Genomic DNA, 16,730 nt, shown 5'->3' with positions numbered 1-16,730 from the left:
CGGTCATTTGGTTCTATCATCGCGCCATTACAGCGCCAAATCATCTCGATGGATCAGGACGGCCCGGCCTGGATAGCCCAGTGTGGCTTCGATCTCTGAGGACTTCCGACCCTTGATCGCATCCGCCTCTTGCGCGGTATACCGGCTGAGGCCCTGCGCCAAACGCCTCGATTGGTGGTCCATGATCGCAACCGGATCACCGCGTCCGAAATCGCCGGTTACTTCAACGATACCAGCAGGCAGCAGGCTTTTGCCATTACCCAACGCTTTGGCCGCGCCTGCGTCCACTACGATTTCACCCCGCGGTTTCATGGCCGAAATCCAGCGCTTGCGCGCGGCATGTGGGTCCAGCGTCGCAGTGAACCAAGTGCAATTCGCGCCATCTTCAAGCGATTTCAGTGGGTTCAAAGTCGAACCTTCGGTGATCGCCATATCACAACCGGCAGCAGTTGCCATCTTGGCGGCCAGCAGCTTGGTCTTCATTCCGCCTTTGGATAGGCCGGAACCGGCATCGCCTGCCATTTCCTCGATCTCGGGCGTGATGGTCTCAACAACATCGAAACGCTTGGCGTTTCCGTCTTCACTCGGGTTCCCGGTGTAGAAACCGTCGACATCCGACAACAGGATCAATTGATCGGCCCCAACCGTCACGGCGATCTGCGCCGCCAACCGGTCATTGTCGCCGTAGCGGATCTCATCCGTAGCAACGGTATCGTTTTCGTTGACGATCGGAACCACGCCCAAACTCAGCAAAGTTTCCAGCGTCGCGCGAGAGTTCAGATACCGCCGCCGGTCTTCGCTGTCTTCCAGCGTCACCAAAACCTGCGCCGTTGTGATTTTGTGCGGCGTCAAAGCCTCTTCATAAGCCCGCGCCAGCCGAATTTGGCCAACAGCAGCGGCGGCCTGAGATTGTTCCAACGGCAAATCCGCCACGGGCAGGCCCAAAACACCGCGCCCCAACGCAATCGAGCCGGATGAGACCAAAATGACGTCAGTTCCCTGCCCTTTGAGCCAGGCTACGTCTTGGGCCAGCGAGAGCAACCAATCCGACCTCAGCAACCCGGTATCACGGTCCACCAGCAAGGCAGAGCCGATTTTGACCACCAATCGGCGTGCTGCGGTCAGGGTTGCCAAGACTTGGTCTCCTCAACGGGTTTTTGCCGCAGGCGGTTTTCGTCGATCTGCGCACGCAAAGCGCGCAACACTTCGGTCACGCCCAGATGAGCGACGCCCGACATGGTCATCACAGGGCCTCCAACAGCCTCTTCCAGCTCAGCCCTTTGCAGCGCCTGTTCCTCTTCGTCCAGCGCATCGACCTTGTTCAGAACTGTGATCCTGGGCTTTTCAGCCAGTTCACCGCCGTAAGCTTCGAGTTCATGAATGATGGTGCGGTAATCCTCGGCGACGGTTTCCGAGGTGCCATCGACCAGATGCAACAGAACGGCGCAACGTTCCACGTGGCCAAGGAACCGGTCACCGATCCCGCGCCCCTCATGGGCACCTTCGATCAGGCCGGGAATATCCGCGACGACAAATTCCACATTGTCGACACCGACAACACCAAGATTAGGATGCAGGGTCGTGAACGGATAGTCAGCAATCTTGGGTCGCGCGTTCGATGTGGCCGCCAGAAAAGTCGATTTACCAGCATTGGGCATGCCAAGCAGACCCACATCGGCAATCAGCTTCAGCCGTAGCCAGATCGTGCGGTCGATCCCTGCCTGACCTGGGTTAGCCCGGCGCGGAGCCTGATTCGTTGCCGATTTGAAGTGCAGGTTGCCAAAGCCACCATTGCCACCCTTGGCCAGTAGAACACGCTGGCCGACCTCTGTCAGGTCGCAGATGACGGTCTCTTCGTCCTCGTCCAGAATCTCAGTTCCGACAGGCACCCGCAGGATGATTTCGTCACCATCCTTGCCCGTGCGCTGCTGACCACGACCGGGTTGACCGTTCTTGGCAAAGAAATGCTGCTGATAGCGGAAGTCGATCAGGGTGTTCAGCCCGTCCACAACCTCGGCCCAAACAGACCCGCCCTTACCGCCGTCACCGCCATCGGGACCGCCGTATTCAATGTATTTTTCACGCCGAAAGCTGACGCACCCGCCACCGCCGGCCCCGGACCGGATGTAGACCTTTGCAAGATCGAGAAATTTCATAACTGTCCCCTACTGCAAGGGCCCCATCGGCCACAAGTCAGAGTTTTTTACTATATGTCCAGGTGGGCACATTCGCATCGCGCGCCACCGAGTAACTTTCGGCATCACCCAGATACTGGAACCCACAATGGGTCAGAACCCGGGCCGAGGCAGGATTGTCCTGAAACACGCTGGCAAACAAATTCGAGTTTTCAAGCGGGTTAGCTTTCACCAACATCTCAACGGCCAGTGAGGCTACGCCTGTATTCCAGTAAACAGGCGCCACCCAATAGCCAACTTCGGACTGATTGCGATCCAGCCGTGTAAGCGAAATCAGACCAATCAGTTCCGGCCCACCATCTTTGGTGGCGTCCATCGCCCAGACGTCCTCATCCCGGTCTTCAGCCATCGAACGCGTCACAAACGCCTCGACCGACCCCGGTGGCAGCGGATGCGGGATCGACGTGGTCATACGTGCCACGCGCTCATCGCCTGCATAATGCTCGATGAGACCCATATCCGACCGGCGCAAGGGGCGCAGATCGAACCGCTCGGTTTCGAGGACCGGCTGGTTTATTATTGTCTCGAGTTTCATGAGTGCGTTCCTCCTCCGAACAACACAAAAAATACGGACGCAACAGTGAGACTCGCTAACGTCCACATCAGATATTTTTCCACGGGCCGACCTTCAACCACGTGGGCAATTCTATCTCCGGCAAATGTCCAGATCGGGTGTAAAACCGCCTGGCAAAGCAATAAACAGAGAGCGATCGTGAACGTCGCGTTAAAGCTGGGCGTGCCAACCGCAACGAACCCAGTAAAACCGGCTATGATCATGGCCCATGCCTTTGGGTTAAGGGGATGAACGATCAGCCCCGCCCAAAAACCGGGCACGTCTCCAGTGGTTTCACTGCGCGAAAGACGCAGGTTCGCGATCTTCCAGGCCAGCCAGCAGATATACGCCGCCGAGGCGTATTTCAGGACCGTAAAGACAATCGGTGCCTGATCCGCGAGTTGCAGCAGGCCAAAACCAACGGGCCAGATGATCAGCTGTTTGCCCAGGATCACACCGGCCACAAACGGCAGAGCCGCCCGAAACCCATAGCGTGCACCTGTGCCCAGCAGAACCATATTGGCGGGTCCGGGCGTTCCGACCTGAGAGGCTGCGAAGATCAGGAAACTAGTTGTTGCAACGGCCATTGCATCGCCTCCCAGTCCACACGACGCAGCAAAACGTCCTGAATTATCACATCTTCGTTGGTCGACCGCGCCGTAGCACGATGCTGGCCATTTGGTTTGAACCCAAGTTTTGACAAGACCGCCTTAGACCGTTCGTTGCCGACGTGATAACCCGAGGTGAGTTCCTGCTGATCAGATCGAAAGAACCTCGAAATCATCGCGCGGGAGGCTTCGGTCACATAGCCCTGCCCCCAGAACGCTTTGGCAACCCAATACCCCAGCTGAGATCCGGTCGAGATACAGCCGATGAGGTTCTCTTCCCGAATGATAGCAAAGGCATCATGCTTAGCAGCCATAGCGTCGACAAATTCGGTTGAATGCGCGGCCTCATAGGGATGCGGTACCACCGTCAACCAGCGCACCACGTCCAGATCGTTCAGAAGAGTGACAAGACGCGACGAGTCCTCACGCCGAAACCGACGCAAGACAAGACGCTCTGTTTTTATCACTTCGGTCATGGGACCGCTCCTGAAAACGAGAAAGGGGACCGGCACTTTCTGCCGGTCCCCCATGAAATTTTCTTAAACCTTCTGGGTTTCGGCTTACTCTGCGGCCTCCGCCACTGGCAGGACCGAAATAAAGGTGCGGTTTTTCAGTCCCTTGTGGAACTTCACGGCGCCATCCACGGTTGCAAAGATGGTGTGATCTTTGCCCATGCCTACGCCTTCGCCCGGCCAGAACTTGGTGCCGCGCTGACGCACGATGATGTTGCCTGAAATGGCGGCCTGGCCACCATACAGTTTCACGCCAAGGCGGCGACCAGCTGAGTCGCGACCGTTACGGGAGGAACCGCCAGCTTTTTTATGTGCCATTCTGTCTCTCCTTAGCCTTTAGCCAGATCTTTGGCCTGCTCAACCCATTCGGGTTTCACTTTGACCGTTTCGATAGCAGCAATCTGATCGTCCGACAAGGCGGCCAGAGCGGCAAAGCTCTCGATACCGGCTTCGGCCAGCTTCTTGGCAGCGGCGGGGCCGACACCGGTCAACTGGGTCAGATCGTCAGCGGCAGCAGCAGCGGCAGGTGCCTCTGCTTTGGCTTCAGCTTTCTTGGCAGGCTTTTTTGCCACGGGGGCAGCTTCGCCAGCCGGAGCCGAACCGGTTGCAGCTTTGATGCCCGACTTGTCAGCGCCTGACGCCAAAATGTCGGTGATCTTGACCAGTGTCAGCTTCTGACGGTGGCCAACGGTACGCTTCGAGCTGTGCTTACGACGGCGTTTTACGAAGTTGATGACCTTGTCACCTTTGATCTGTTCGATCACTTCGGCCTGAACGCCTGCGCCTGCGACGAACGGTGCACCGACAACCGGAGCGTCGCCGCCCAGCATCAGAACATCGTTGAATTGAACTGTTTCACCTGCGTCGGCAGCCAATTTTTCAACGCGGAGGATATCGCCCGCTTGAACTTTGTACTGCTTGCCGCCAGTCTTGAGGACCGCAAACATGCGTCTTTCCTTTGTCTAATCGCGTTCTATGGTCCCCGACCGGGCGTTTTTGGCTTTCGCCACCTCGAACAGCGCGCCCTTTTCGGGCTGTGTGACGACCCGTGGGACAAGGTCCTAGGGTCAATAATAACGACACCCGGCGCGGAAAACCGGCCGGGATGCGCGCTTATCCATAGATTGATCGGCAAAGTCAACATCAAATACAGGATCAAAGATCCGATGCGCCAAGCGCCCGTGAAACCGCCTGCCCCAGTTGAAAATAGATCTGGTCATACATCTTATCGAAACCATCGAAAAAGGCCTCGTTAACGGCGCGCCCGGTCTCAGTTCGGGAAAAAGCAATGTTCTCCCGCATCTGAGCCTCATCGAGCGGTTGATAGGCCACCAGAAGGAAGGAATACAACCAGATGCGGTTTTCCTCGGTAAGCCTGTCCTTGTCCGACAAAAGCTGCGCCAGAATATCCTCAGAGCTGGTTCCGGCATCCGCGCTGAGGCCGCGAAAAAAGTTATAATCCGAACTAAGCGAGCTTTGTACGTTCTTTTCGATTAGGTCATTGACTTCGATATACTCGCCGACCAGCCGGTAAAGTTGGGTGCCGCCTGCCCCATTCAGATAATTTTCACGCGCCATGTCCTTGATGGTTTCATCCGCGAAGGCCCTTCTGGCCGAGTTTTCCAGAGCTATAACGGTTTGCCCGACATCACTTTCAAAGAACAGGATGGCGCGATCCATCTGGCTGGCTGTCAGGCTGACCTCAAAAATCCCTGAAATTTGCTCCTGCATCCACTGTGGATCATAAATTTCGTCCACCTGATCATCAAAAAACGGCCCGCCGTCACCACCCAGAAATGTGTCGTTCAGGTCTTTCGCCTGTGCCAAACCTTCGTCGCGCAGGATATCGACGACCTGCTCCAATTGAAGTGCCAGCATGAGGCGTTCAACCCGCTCGGACGCTGCCAGTGGCATGGCTGACAGAAACACGGCGAAACAAGCAACGATCAGGCGCATCAGATATCCTGGGCCGGATGTAGTTCCGCCATACGCGCGGCCAGATCTTCAAACTTCATGGCCATGATTTCGTATTGAATGGCATTCAGCAGTTCATAGACTTCTTGCATCAAAGGTTGCTCCAAAGCCTCAGCATAGGCGACAACCTCAGAATCCGAGAAGTCCTGATAGGTATAGGCTGCCCCGGCAAGCGCGGACAGCTGCAAAGCTTGCCGCATGCCGGTCTCATTGCGCTTCATCATCTGACGCAGCTCATCCGCGCCCAGTTGCAAGTCAATCACCCCCGAGGCGCTGGCAGCGAGCAAAAAGCGCACCTGAATTTCCTGCAGCGCACGTAATGCCGTCCCGCTGGAATCAATTGCATTGTTCATGCGTTTCAGGTTTTCGACCCGCTTGGATCCATCCTTGATCAGGTCCGAGACGATTTTCTGCCCTTCCAGTTGCTTGGCATCGTCATCTTCAACCATGTGCGATGCATTCTCGGACTCGACCAGCCGTTGACCAAGGTCGGATGCATAGAACTCGACCGCATGGGTTAGCGCCTCATCGCTCAGCGTTTGTTCCAGAATAGATACGGCTGTTTCGCGCATGTCCTTAGTGTCAAAGACTTCTTCGGTCAGGCGTGTCCAGTCGGACCCAAACCCGTCGGGATCGATTCCCAACATTTGCGGGGCCGAGGCCGAGGCCAGCGCGATGCTTTCAAGTGCAACGTCGAACCCGGTTGTTGTCAAAAAGGCTTCGATCCGATCCCGTCCGGCAGCAAGTGCTTGCTGGGACCCGTAGATCACGAACAGAACGGCGGCGATTAGCGGCAGGATAGTTAGGCGTAAAGGATAAGTCATACCCATGAGCCTAGGGGAAATACCGCGCCAGGCAACGGAAAATCCCGGCTTTGTCATTTTCAGGAATTTTCTGCTTGCACCCCCGCGCGTTCCTCACTAAATCCCCCCCTCACAGACCCCCGCGGAGAGGTGCCGGAGTGGTCGAACGGGGCGGTCTCGAAAACCGTTGTGGGTGCAAGCCCACCCAGGGTTCGAATCCCTGTCTCTCCGCCATTTTCCCGACTCAGGATTGGCAGCCATCTGAATGCTGTTTCTCTGTGCCCTACGTGGCGCTTTAGTTCGTTTCTCTGTTGCAATATGAACTGTAAAAACAGAGAATTTTAAGATGATACAAAGCAAAGCTACTTCTTAAGTTATTTTGAGTTTGATGTTCCACCGTCTCGAAACCACGCCATATGTGCCTACTTCCGGTCCAAATCCGCCTCGGATTTAGGCAATTAATCAAGCTCACCTTTCATGCTGACCGCATGACGGCGTGTTATTGCCACCTGGTTCCATCAGATCGGCGCAGGCTGGCTCAAACCCCCGAATTGAAATGAATTTCTAGGAATTCCCCTTTGATCACTGATAATTTACCCTCATCTAAGCGACACATATTTCAAGGAGAACCCCATGTCGCGTACTCTCATATTAGCTGTTATCGTCGCCGGACTTGGCGCCGGAGCTTACTATTACCTCAATCAACCCGAACCCACGCCTGCCGAAAGCCTGCAATCGGCGGCCCAGGACGCAGGTGCGGCCGTAAATGATGCCGTGGATGCCGCCACCGAACAGGCGAGCGAAGCCGCATCTTCCATTGCTGACCAAGCCACCGAAGCGGCCGAACAAGCCGATCAGGCCGGAGATCAGGTCGCGTCCCTGGCCAATCAAGGGCAAGACTTGCTGAATTCCTGGATCGAAGAAGGTACGCTTTCCGTCCAGAATTTTGACTATGACGCCATGGTAGCTTCGGTTCAGGATAGCCAGTTGTCACAGGACCTGAAAACAAAAGCCTTGGGTATCCTGGATGAAATCAAGGCATCCCCTCAGTTGATTGCTCAGAAGATCGAAGAGCTGCGCACGCTTCTGACTGGACAACAATAATTTCTGGGGGCCGTTCTATTTTGAGCGGCCCTTATTCTTTACCGGGCGCGCATTCCCGTTACGTCAGGCGCAACTCTGATTGACGTCTCAGCACCCCTTTGATTGGCTGCCCCTAAATCCAACGCAACACCACTTGCAACAGACCTGTTCTGTGCTGTGTCCGCACAGGAGATAGGAGACATAATGACCACCCTGCCCCCAAACATGTTCGCCGTCATTCAAACCCATGACGGCTATTCCGGATCGGCCACCGGTCCATTTATCGAGGATGCCGCCGATTGGCTGGCCGAGGCCGAGCTTCCCGTACCCGAACCTGGTCCCGGTCAGGTGTTGATCAAATTACGGACGGCGTCGGTGAATCCATCCGATCTCCACTTTATCAAGGGAGAATACGGGCAACCGCGTGTCAAAGGCACGCCCGCCGGGTTCGAAGGCTGTGGCGACGTGATAGCCACCGGCACCGGTGCCGAAGCGTTGCAGGGTCAACGGGTTGCCTTTGTGGCGGCTGGTTCCGGGGCGTGGGCGGAGTATGTCGTGACGCAGGCGCTGATGTGTATCCCACTGCGACCCGATATCTCGGACGAAGATGGTTCCGCCCAGGTCATCAATCCCATGACAGCGATGGCCATGGTGGACATCGCGCGGGGTGCGGGCGATGCATTTGTCGTTTCGGCGGCCACCAGCCAGTTGGGCAAACTCATGTGCTCATTGGGTCGCGACTTGGGGCTGAAACCCATCGCAATCGTGCGTCGGGCCGAGGCAGTGGAATCCTTGAAGGAACTTGGCGCTCATGAGGTCTTGGTCACGTCCGACCCGGACATGATGCAGAAATTCGCAGCGCTCAGCATGGAACTAAAACCACGTGTCTTTCTGGATGCCGTGACGGATCAGGTTTCCGAGCAGATTTTCTGTTCGATGCCCAACGGTGCGCGGTGGGTCATCTACGGCAAGCTCAGCCCCGAATTGCCAAAGCTGACACAAACCGGTCAGTTGATCTTTATGGGCAAGCGGATCGAGGGGTTCTGGTTGACCAAGTGGATGACGTCAACGCCTCCGGCGGACCAGATGAGAGTTGTTGGTGAGGTACAGGCCCGGTTTGCTGACGGACGCTGGAAAACGGATGTTTCTGAACGGCTTGGCTTGCGTGATGTGGTGGCAAATCTGGCCAATGCTCTGAAAAAGAGTGACGGGAAGGTGATTATCACGCCATAGTAGAACAAAGCCCCGGACGAAGGAGGATGTCCGGGGCGTAAGGAACGCCGGGCCAACCGGCATGGGAGGACAAACTTGGATAACGCGCAGCTGCTGATCAGCGGGCTGGCGAATGGCTGTGTCTACGGCCTGATCGCGCTTGGCTTTGTGCTGATTTACAAGGCCACCGAGGCAGTGAATTTCGCGCAGGGCGACTTCATGATGTTGGGCGCCTTCGTGACGATCGGGCTTACGAATACGGAGTATATGGGGCTGCCCTTCTGGATGGCCTTGCCGATTTCATTGGGGATCATGGGCGCGTTGGGCTACTTGCTTGATCGCCTGATCATCCGGCGTTTGTTTGGAGAAAGCCAAACGGCAGTTGTTATCCTGACCATCGCTTTGGGTTTCGTAATCCGGTTCGCAGCCGGGTTGATCTGGGGGCACGAGCCACAGACGCTTCAAAACCCGTTGGCCGGCAAGGAAGTCCGCTTTGGCGGGCTGGTGCTGGGGATGGAGGACGTCGCGGTCATTGTCGTGACCATCTTGCTGACCTGGGGGCTGTATGTTTTCTTCAGTCGAACCAAGCTGGGTCTTGCGATGCAGGGCGCGTCGCAGAACCAGTTGGCGGCATATTACATGGGAATACCGGTGAAGCGTGTGCAGGGCTTTATCTGGGCTTTGGCGGGGGTTGTCGCGGGGATTGCAGGCATCTTGTTCGCGGCCAAGGGGTCTGTCGATCCAACCACCGGTTTGCTCGGCATCAAGGCCTTCGCCGCAGCCGTAATCGGTGGCTTTGGAAGCCTGCCGGGGGCATTGGCTGGCGGGCTGATCGTCGGCGTGATTGAACCCTTTGCCAGCCGTTACATTGCAGCAGGGTACAGCCAGATCGCGCCTTATGCGCTGCTGCTGGCGGTGCTGATCTTTCGCCCAAACGGGCTGTACAGTCAGGTTCGGGTCAAGAAGGTCTAAGTCATGCGGATTGTGTTCAAAACCAACTACATGCAGGATATCCGACCTTGGAAGGACGCGTATCAGCTTTGCCTGTACCTGATCTTGCTGATAGTTGTCGCCACCGCTCCGTGGTGGCTGGACGACTTCTACTTGGGTGAGCTGACAAACGTGCTGATCTGGGCCATCGCGGGCCTGGGGTTGATGATCCTGACGGGTCACACAGGGCAAGTCAGCCTAGGTCATGCCGCGTTTTTGGCCTTTGGTTGCTACGCCAACGTCATTCTTCTTGAAGCTGGCGTGCCGTTCCTGATTGCCTTCCCCTTGGCTGGTATTCTGACCGGATTGGCCGGAGTGACGGTTGCCATCCCTGCCCTGCGACTGCACGGGATATATCTTGCGATCTTCACAATGGCCCTGTCCATCCTGATGGATGACGTCATCGTTCTGGCCGAGCCGATCACTGGCGGGGTCGCGGGTAAATACCTAGGCGGCGTTGAGATCTTCGGGTTTCTGGTCGACCGCTGGGGCACTCCGGTTCAGTTCTTCTGGCTGGTTCTTGGTGTGGCGGTGCTGGTGACGCTTGGCTATATCAACCTGTTGCGCGCGCCTTTGGGCCGCAGCTTTATCGCTGTGCGGGATTCCGAAGTGTCGGCGCAGGCCATGGGCGTGGACATTGCACGGACCAAGATGATCTCGTTCGCACTGTCCTGCGCTGTCAGCGGATGGGCGGGCGCGTTGATGGGTATGTTCTCTGGCGCTTTCAACAATGAGACGTTCAGCGTCCTGATCTCAATCCAACTACTGATGATGATCGTGATTGGCGGACTGGGGTCCATCCACGGCGCGTTCCTTGGAGCAATCGTGATCGGGTTCCTGCCCCAGTTCCTGTCGATATCAAAGGAGTACGTGGGCGCAGTGTTTGGTGGCAATACCGTCGCCATCCCGGGGTTGGAGTTCGGTATCTTCGGTATGATCCTGATCGCCTTCATCCTGTTTGAACCGATGGGCCTGTACGGGCGCTGGCTGAAAATTCGCACGTGGTTCGAGCTGTTTCCCTTCTATCGCAAGGACATGTTCAAGCGGCAAAAGTCCTACCTCAAGACGGAGCGCCTGAGATGAGCCTTCTTGAGTTTGAAAACGTCACCCTAAAATTCGGTGGGTTGACTGCCGTCAATGATCTGTCTTTCGAAGTCGAGGAAGGCGAGGTTTTCGCCATCGTTGGCCCAAATGGCGCAGGAAAATCCACGGTCTTCAATCTGATCTCGCGTTTCTACGACCCTTATGCCGGGTCGATCCGGTATAACGGTCACGACTTGCTTGCGGTCAAACCGTCCGGCGTGGCTGCATATGGTGTGGCGCGGACATTTCAGAACATTGAACTGTTCGAACACGCGACCGTCCTGCAGAACCTCCTTGTCGGCCGGCACCGCCACCGCAAAACGAACATGCTGTCCGAGGTGCTGTTTCTGCCCTCAGCCCGAAGGCAGGAATTGGAAAACCGCGAAAAGGTCGAAGAGATTATCGATTTCCTCGACCTGCAGGCGTTCCGCGACAAGATGATTTCTGGCCTGCCCTACGGCGTGCGCAAGGTGGTCGAAGTGGCCCGCGCATTGGCCACCGATCCTAAGCTGCTTTTGTTGGACGAACCGGCCTCGGGTCTGTCGGTCGAAGAAACAACCGACATGCGCTGGTGGATTGACGATATCCGGCGGCAGATGGGGATCACAGTTTTGATGGTCGAGCATGACATGGGACTGGTTTCCGGCGTCTCGGATCGCGTTCTGGCAATGGCGGACGGCGCAAAACTGGCGCTGGGAACACCTGCTGAGGTTCAGTCGCACCCGGCCGTGGTTGAGGCCTATTTGGGGAAAGCCTCATGAACACTCCGATACTGACAATCCGCAACGTCGAGAGCTTCTACGGCCCGATCATGGCGATCCGGGGCGTTTCTCTGGATGTTCATCCGGGCCAAATTGTCTCGATCCTTGGCGCCAATGGCGCGGGCAAGACCACGCTGATGAAAACCGTTTCTGGCGTGATGGATCCGGAAAAGGGCAAGATCACATTTGAAGGCGACGAAATTCAGGGGTCCGAGCCACACAAGGTCGTGCAGAAAGGCATCGTTCATGTGCCCGAAGGGCGAGAGGTGTTTCCACTGCTGACGGTCGACGAAAACCTCAGCCTCGGGGCCTATACCCTGAAGGACAAGGGTCAGATCGATCACGATCGGGATCTGGTGTTCTCATACTTTCCGATCCTCAAGGAACGTCGCAACCAAGAGGCGGGAACATTATCTGGCGGGCAGCAACAGATGCTGGCAATCGGCCGTGGCTTGATGGCCAACCCAAAGATCATGCTGTTAGACGAACCCTCGCTTGGTTTGTCACCGCTGCTGGTTCAGGAAATTTTTGGCATCCTCAAGCGACTGAATGACGAACAGAGCATGACCATGATGCTGGTCGAACAGAACGCCAACGCCGCCCTGGAACTGGCCCACCATGGCTATGTAATGGAGGTCGGACGCATCGTCATGGACGGCGCCGCAGATGTTCTGATGCGGTCAGAGGACATCCAGAATTTCTATCTGGGCGTTCAGGAAGAAGGCGCGCGGGAAAACCGCCGTTGGAAGCGGAAAAAGACGTGGAGGTGAGACAGATGAATATCAGCACCCTGCCCCCTCAGATCACAGTCAACGGCGTTCGCCTGAACGCAACCCCCGGCCAACGCCCGGTTTGTGTCGATGGAAGCACCACGATTTGCGAGCTGTTTCGGAACCGCTGCACTGAGCTTGGTGATCGAACGGCGCACCGCGAAAAGGACCTTGGCATCTGGAGGTCATATTCCTGGACGGACTATTGGCAGCACGCCAAGTGGATTGGGCTGGCCCTGCGTAAATTGGGACTGCAACGGGGTGAGGTTGTCTCGATCCTGTCCGAGGATAGAAAAGAATGGGCCTGGTTCGACATGGGCATTCAGGCCGTCGGAGGCATCGCATCGGGCGTCTACACCACCGATTCTTCCAGCCAATTGAAATATCTCATCAATGACAGTGACAGCCGATTTCTGATCGTCGAAAACGAAGAGCAGTTGGACAAGTTCCTGCAGGTCGAAGATGAGGTTCCCGGCCTTCTGAATGTCATCATTCTTGATGATGAGGGGTTGCACGATCTGGATCACGCGCGCTGCATGATGATCGACGCGCTGTATACGCTGGGCCAACAAGCCGAGGCTGTAGATCCCGACCGTTTCGAGGCCGAAATCGCGCTGGCGTCGCCGCAGGATACCGCGCTGTTGATCTACACCTCGGGCACCACGGGAATGCCGAAAGGCGCGATGCTGAGCCATGAGAACATCCTTGCGGCAATAGAATGTGGGGCACATGCGTTGCCTGCCTTAGAGACGGACGAACAGCTGTGCTTTCTACCGCTGTGCCATATTCTAGAGCGTGACGTATCCATCTACTTCCCACTTGCCGCCAAATGCATCGTAAATTTTGCCGAAAGCCCGGAGACCGTGTTTGCGAACTTGCAAGAGATCTCACCCTCGACCTTTACGGCCGTTCCGCGTGTTTGGGAGAAGATTTATTCCTACGTTCAGATCATGACTCAAGATGCGACGCCCACGGGCCGCGCAGCCTTTGGCATGGCCCTGAAGGCAGGGCTTGCGCGGGCCGAGTACATTCTATCCGGCAAACCCGTCCCAGTCGGCGTCGCCGCGCAATTCTGGCTGTGGGACCGGCTGGTTCTGCGCAACCTGCGCCGCATGCTGGGTATGGACAAAATGCGGCGCGGCGGTTCTGGCGCGGCCCCGATTTCGACCGATCTGCTGAAATGGTACTGGGCCATTGGCGTGCCGTTGGTCGAGGGGTTCGGGATGACCGAGACCTCGGGTCTGGCGACGCTAAACACCATTGAAAGCAATAAGGTCGGAACCATCGGACGCGCTGTGCCCGGAAATGATATCCGGATATCCGAAGACGGTGAGATTCAGCTAAAAGGCCTTAATATCTTTCAAGGATATTGGCGCAACAACGCTAAAACGGCCGAGACGTTCACCGCCGATGGCTGGCTGCGAACCGGCGACCTAGGGCATATCGATGAGGATGGCTACGTGACCATATCAGGCCGCATGAAAGACATCATCATCACTGCCGGTGGCAAGAACATCACCCCTGCCGAGATCGAAAGCCGAATGAAATTCAGCCACTATATCGCGGACGCGGTGATCATCGGCGACAAGCGTAAGTACCTGACAGCGCTAATCATGATTGATCAGGATAACGTTGAGAAATTTGCACAAGACCGGAAGATTCCATTCTCGAATTTTGCGTCCTTATGTGCCGCATCCGAAGTCAAAGATCAGATTCAGGCGGAAATCGATGCCGTGAACAAGGATTTCGCGCGGGTCGAACAGATCAAGGACTTTCGGCTGATTGATGTACTTCTGACCGCAGATGACGATGAACTGACCGCAACAATGAAGCTGAAACGCAGCTTTGTCGAAAAGAAACACGGCCATCTTATTGAAGACATGTACAACTAATAAAAGAGATAACCTAAAGGGAGGAGAAAGATGAAGAATGTGATCATGCGGCTGGCGGCGGCCACCGCCTTGACGGCTTCGGCGACCCTTGCCAATGCACAGACACAGGGTGTCACGGATGATGAGATCATCATCGGGTCGGTCAATGACCTGAGCGGTATCTTCGCAGCCGTCGGTGTTCCGGCCACCAAAGGTGCGAATGTGGTGTTCGATCGCGTGAACGCCAATGGCGGCGTGCACGGACGTACGATCCGCTATGTGGTCGAGGACAACGGATATCAGATGCCGCGCGCGATGCAGGGCTATAATAAGCTGCTGAACCGCGACAAGGTGTTTGCGATGCTACAGTCGCTGGGAACTCCGATGAATGTCGCAGGCTTCAAGTTGTTGGATCCAAAAGGTATTCCCAATGTCGCCCCACTGTCCGCTGCACGGCAAATGCTGCAGGAACCGATGGACAACAAGTTCACGGCCTTTTCGACCTACTTTGACCAAAGCCGTGTTGGCGTGAAGTATCTGGCGGGCGAGTTCGGCGGGCAGTCTGTATGTTCGATGTACTTGCCAACCGATTTTGGTGCCGAAATCGTCGAAGGTACCAAGGCCGGTGCCGAAGAAGCCGGGATCACTTTCGTCGCCGAGACCACGCACAAGCCGGATGAAACGGATTTCGTGGGCTCGCTGAGCAAGCTCAAGGAAGAAGGGTGCGATATCGTCACGATCGCTTTGGGTGTGCGTCAGGCCATTACCGTTGTCGGCACCGCCAAAAAGATGGGCCTGACGGATATGAAGTTTCTCGGTACATCGGCCAGTTTCCTGACTGTTGTTGCGCAGGTGCCGGGCGGAGTGACAGACGGGTTCTACGCCGCCGCGTCGTGGCAGGATCTGTGGTCCCGCGCAGAAGACCCCGCCCCTGCCGCCTTTATCGAAGAATATAAAGCGGCAACCGGTGAAGACCCCGTCGGATTTGCCATGCTGGGATATTCTGCGGCCGAAACGATGGTCAAAGCGCTTGAGGCTGCTGGCCCCGATCTGACGCATGAAAGCTTTATCGCAGCGATGGAAACGCTGGACTATCAGGATGAACTGGTGGGCAACCACATGACTTTCGGACCTGATGACCATCAGGGGGCTGACTCAGTCTATGTGAATGTTGTCGAAAACGGTGCCTGGAAGATGGTGTACGAAGAATAACCCCCAACACGCATCTCAAACGAAAAAGGGCTCGCACATGCGAGCCCTTTTGATTTTGTGTACTCGGTGGCGAATTAACGCTTCGAGAACTGGAACGAACGACGCGCTTTGCGCTTACCGTATTTTTTACGTTCAACAACACGGCTGTCGCGGGTCAGGAAGCCAGCGGCTTTCAGTGCGCCACGCAGCGACGGATCGTACAGCTGCAGCGCTTTCGAGATGCCGTGCTTGACCGCACCGGCCTGACCGGTCAGGCCGCCGCCTTTGACGGTTGCGACAACGTCGAATTCACCTTCAACACCGGCAACCTGGAACGGCTGGCGCAGGATCAGCTGCAGAACGGGACGCGCAAAATACTTGTCCTGATCCTTGCCGTTTACGGTGACCTTGCCGGAACCCGGCTTGATCCAAACGCGGGCAACAGCGTCTTTACGCTTGCCGGTGGCATAAGAGCGACCCAGTTCGTCACGTACGGGTTCGCGCACGATGACTTCTTCGGCCACAACCTCAACGCCTGCAACGGCGCTCAGCTCTTCGAGAGTATTGATCTGATCAGCCATGGTCATTAGCTCCGGGTGTTTTTCTTGTTCATGGATGCAACATCCAGAACTTCGGGCGACTGGGCTTCATGCGGGTGCTCAGCACCGGCATAAACACGCAGGTTGGTCATAACCTGACGCGACAGGCGGTTGCCAGGCAGCATGCGCTTGACCGCTTGGGTCACAACACGCTCGGGGTGCTTGCCTTCAAGGATCTGCTGCTTGGTGCGCGACTTGATGCCGCCCGGGTGGCCAGTGTGCCAGTAGAAGTTTTCTTCGCGCTTCTTGCCGGTCATCTGGATTTTGTCAGCGTTAATCACGATGACATTGTCGCCCATGTCCATGTTCGGGGTGAACGACGCTTTGTGCTTGCCACGCAGACGCATGGCGACGATCGAAGCAAGACGACCCAGAACAACGCCCTCGGCGTCGATCAGGATCCATTTCTTGTCGATGTCTGCAGGTGTTGCAGAAAAGGTTTTCATGGCAGGATAGTCCTGTTTGATGTGAAAGACCGCCCACATACGGAGCGGCCCGAATTCGATGTTGCGTATTTAGATGTAC

General features: G+C 56.2%; 19 protein-coding genes and 1 tRNA gene. 9 read left to right on the top strand and 11 right to left on the bottom strand.

Going from position 1 to position 16,730, the window contains the following annotated elements:
• Positions 1-27: 27 nt before the first annotated feature.
• The 9 genes from proB to AC2FD9_RS03230 all read right to left on the bottom strand — a co-directional run bounded on the left by proB (position 28) and on the right by AC2FD9_RS03230 (position 6,672).
• Positions 28-1,134 carry a glutamate 5-kinase gene (proB, locus tag AC2FD9_RS03270; protein WP_496835359.1) on the bottom strand — a complete coding sequence of 369 codons (1,107 nt, stop codon included), beginning with the start codon at positions 1,132-1,134 and terminating at the stop codon, positions 28-30.
• Positions 1,122-2,156, bottom strand: a complete 1,035-nt coding sequence (gene obgE, locus AC2FD9_RS03265) for a GTPase ObgE (protein WP_108858609.1) — start codon at positions 2,154-2,156, stop codon at positions 1,122-1,124. Before obgE ends, proB begins: the two co-directional genes overlap by 13 nt.
• Before the next feature lie 37 nt (positions 2,157-2,193).
• The gene (locus tag AC2FD9_RS03260) at positions 2,194-2,730 is read right to left on the bottom strand and encodes a GNAT family N-acetyltransferase (protein ID WP_058277925.1); all 537 of its coding nucleotides are present in this window, start codon (positions 2,728-2,730) and stop codon (positions 2,194-2,196) included.
• On the bottom strand, positions 2,727-3,335 hold the full coding sequence (locus AC2FD9_RS03255) for a LysE family translocator (protein WP_496835356.1): 609 nt from the start codon (positions 3,333-3,335) through the stop codon (positions 2,727-2,729). Before AC2FD9_RS03255 ends, AC2FD9_RS03260 begins: the two co-directional genes overlap by 4 nt.
• Complete coding sequence (locus tag AC2FD9_RS03250; protein WP_496835354.1) at positions 3,308-3,832, bottom strand: GNAT family N-acetyltransferase; 525 nt, start codon at positions 3,830-3,832, stop codon at positions 3,308-3,310. The genes AC2FD9_RS03255 and AC2FD9_RS03250 overlap by 28 nt, the downstream gene beginning before the upstream one ends.
• Positions 3,833-3,916: 84 nt before the next feature.
• Entirely contained in the window at positions 3,917-4,186 is a 270-nt protein-coding gene (rpmA, locus tag AC2FD9_RS03245; RefSeq protein ID WP_058271644.1) for a 50S ribosomal protein L27, read from the bottom strand.
• A gap of 11 nt (positions 4,187-4,197) precedes the next feature.
• A complete protein-coding gene (locus AC2FD9_RS03240) occupies positions 4,198-4,815 on the bottom strand; it encodes a 50S ribosomal protein L21 (RefSeq protein ID WP_496771932.1) in 618 nt (205 codons plus the stop codon).
• A 208-nt stretch (positions 4,816-5,023) separates the two neighbouring features.
• The gene (locus AC2FD9_RS03235; RefSeq protein WP_496835352.1) at positions 5,024-5,824 is read right to left on the bottom strand and encodes a DUF2059 domain-containing protein; all 801 of its coding nucleotides are present in this window, start codon (positions 5,822-5,824) and stop codon (positions 5,024-5,026) included.
• Positions 5,824-6,672, bottom strand: a complete 849-nt coding sequence (locus tag AC2FD9_RS03230; protein ID WP_496835350.1) for a DUF2059 domain-containing protein — start codon at positions 6,670-6,672, stop codon at positions 5,824-5,826. The genes AC2FD9_RS03235 and AC2FD9_RS03230 overlap by 1 nt, the downstream gene beginning before the upstream one ends.
• A gap of 117 nt (positions 6,673-6,789) precedes the next feature.
• Between AC2FD9_RS03230 and AC2FD9_RS03225 the strand changes: the two genes are divergently transcribed.
• From AC2FD9_RS03225 to AC2FD9_RS03185, 9 genes are all read left to right on the top strand, one after another.
• A tRNA-Ser gene (locus AC2FD9_RS03225) sits at positions 6,790-6,879 on the top strand.
• 399 nt (positions 6,880-7,278) lie between these two features.
• Positions 7,279-7,749 carry a hypothetical protein gene (locus tag AC2FD9_RS03220; RefSeq protein ID WP_496835349.1) on the top strand — a complete coding sequence of 157 codons (471 nt, stop codon included), beginning with the start codon at positions 7,279-7,281 and terminating at the stop codon, positions 7,747-7,749.
• Positions 7,750-7,932: 183 nt separating this feature from the next.
• Positions 7,933-8,961 carry an alcohol dehydrogenase catalytic domain-containing protein gene (locus AC2FD9_RS03215; RefSeq protein WP_496835347.1) on the top strand — a complete coding sequence of 343 codons (1,029 nt, stop codon included), beginning with the start codon at positions 7,933-7,935 and terminating at the stop codon, positions 8,959-8,961.
• Positions 8,962-9,036: 75 nt separating this feature from the next.
• A complete protein-coding gene (locus AC2FD9_RS03210) occupies positions 9,037-9,912 on the top strand; it encodes a branched-chain amino acid ABC transporter permease (RefSeq protein WP_496835346.1) in 876 nt (291 codons plus the stop codon).
• 3 nt (positions 9,913-9,915) lie between these two features.
• Positions 9,916-11,013, top strand: a complete 1,098-nt coding sequence (locus AC2FD9_RS03205) for a branched-chain amino acid ABC transporter permease (RefSeq protein WP_472723750.1) — start codon at positions 9,916-9,918, stop codon at positions 11,011-11,013.
• Positions 11,010-11,774 carry an ABC transporter ATP-binding protein gene (locus tag AC2FD9_RS03200; protein WP_282118455.1) on the top strand — a complete coding sequence of 255 codons (765 nt, stop codon included), beginning with the start codon at positions 11,010-11,012 and terminating at the stop codon, positions 11,772-11,774. The genes AC2FD9_RS03205 and AC2FD9_RS03200 overlap by 4 nt, the downstream gene beginning before the upstream one ends.
• On the top strand, positions 11,771-12,544 hold the full coding sequence (locus tag AC2FD9_RS03195; protein ID WP_496835343.1) for an ABC transporter ATP-binding protein: 774 nt from the start codon (positions 11,771-11,773) through the stop codon (positions 12,542-12,544). Before AC2FD9_RS03200 ends, AC2FD9_RS03195 begins: the two co-directional genes overlap by 4 nt.
• Before the next feature lie 5 nt (positions 12,545-12,549).
• Entirely contained in the window at positions 12,550-14,436 is a 1,887-nt protein-coding gene (locus tag AC2FD9_RS03190; protein WP_496835341.1) for an AMP-dependent synthetase/ligase, read from the top strand.
• Between the two features lie 30 nt (positions 14,437-14,466).
• A complete protein-coding gene (locus AC2FD9_RS03185; protein ID WP_472723747.1) occupies positions 14,467-15,627 on the top strand; it encodes an ABC transporter substrate-binding protein in 1,161 nt (386 codons plus the stop codon).
• 74 nt (positions 15,628-15,701) lie between these two features.
• Here the strand turns inward: AC2FD9_RS03185 and rpsI are convergent, their stop codons facing one another.
• Positions 15,702-16,187, bottom strand: coding sequence for a 30S ribosomal protein S9 (gene rpsI / locus AC2FD9_RS03180; RefSeq protein ID WP_058271904.1), 486 nt, complete (start codon positions 16,185-16,187; stop codon positions 15,702-15,704).
• 5 nt (positions 16,188-16,192) lie between these two features.
• Positions 16,193-16,651, bottom strand: coding sequence for a 50S ribosomal protein L13 (gene rplM / locus AC2FD9_RS03175; RefSeq protein WP_058271592.1), 459 nt, complete (start codon positions 16,649-16,651; stop codon positions 16,193-16,195).
• Positions 16,652-16,730 lie beyond the last annotated feature (79 nt).

This window comes from Ruegeria sp. YTSC230 (assembly GCF_059609665.1).
The sequence above is the reverse complement of the archived record's forward strand: the minus strand, read 5'-3'. Positions and strand labels throughout refer to the sequence as shown.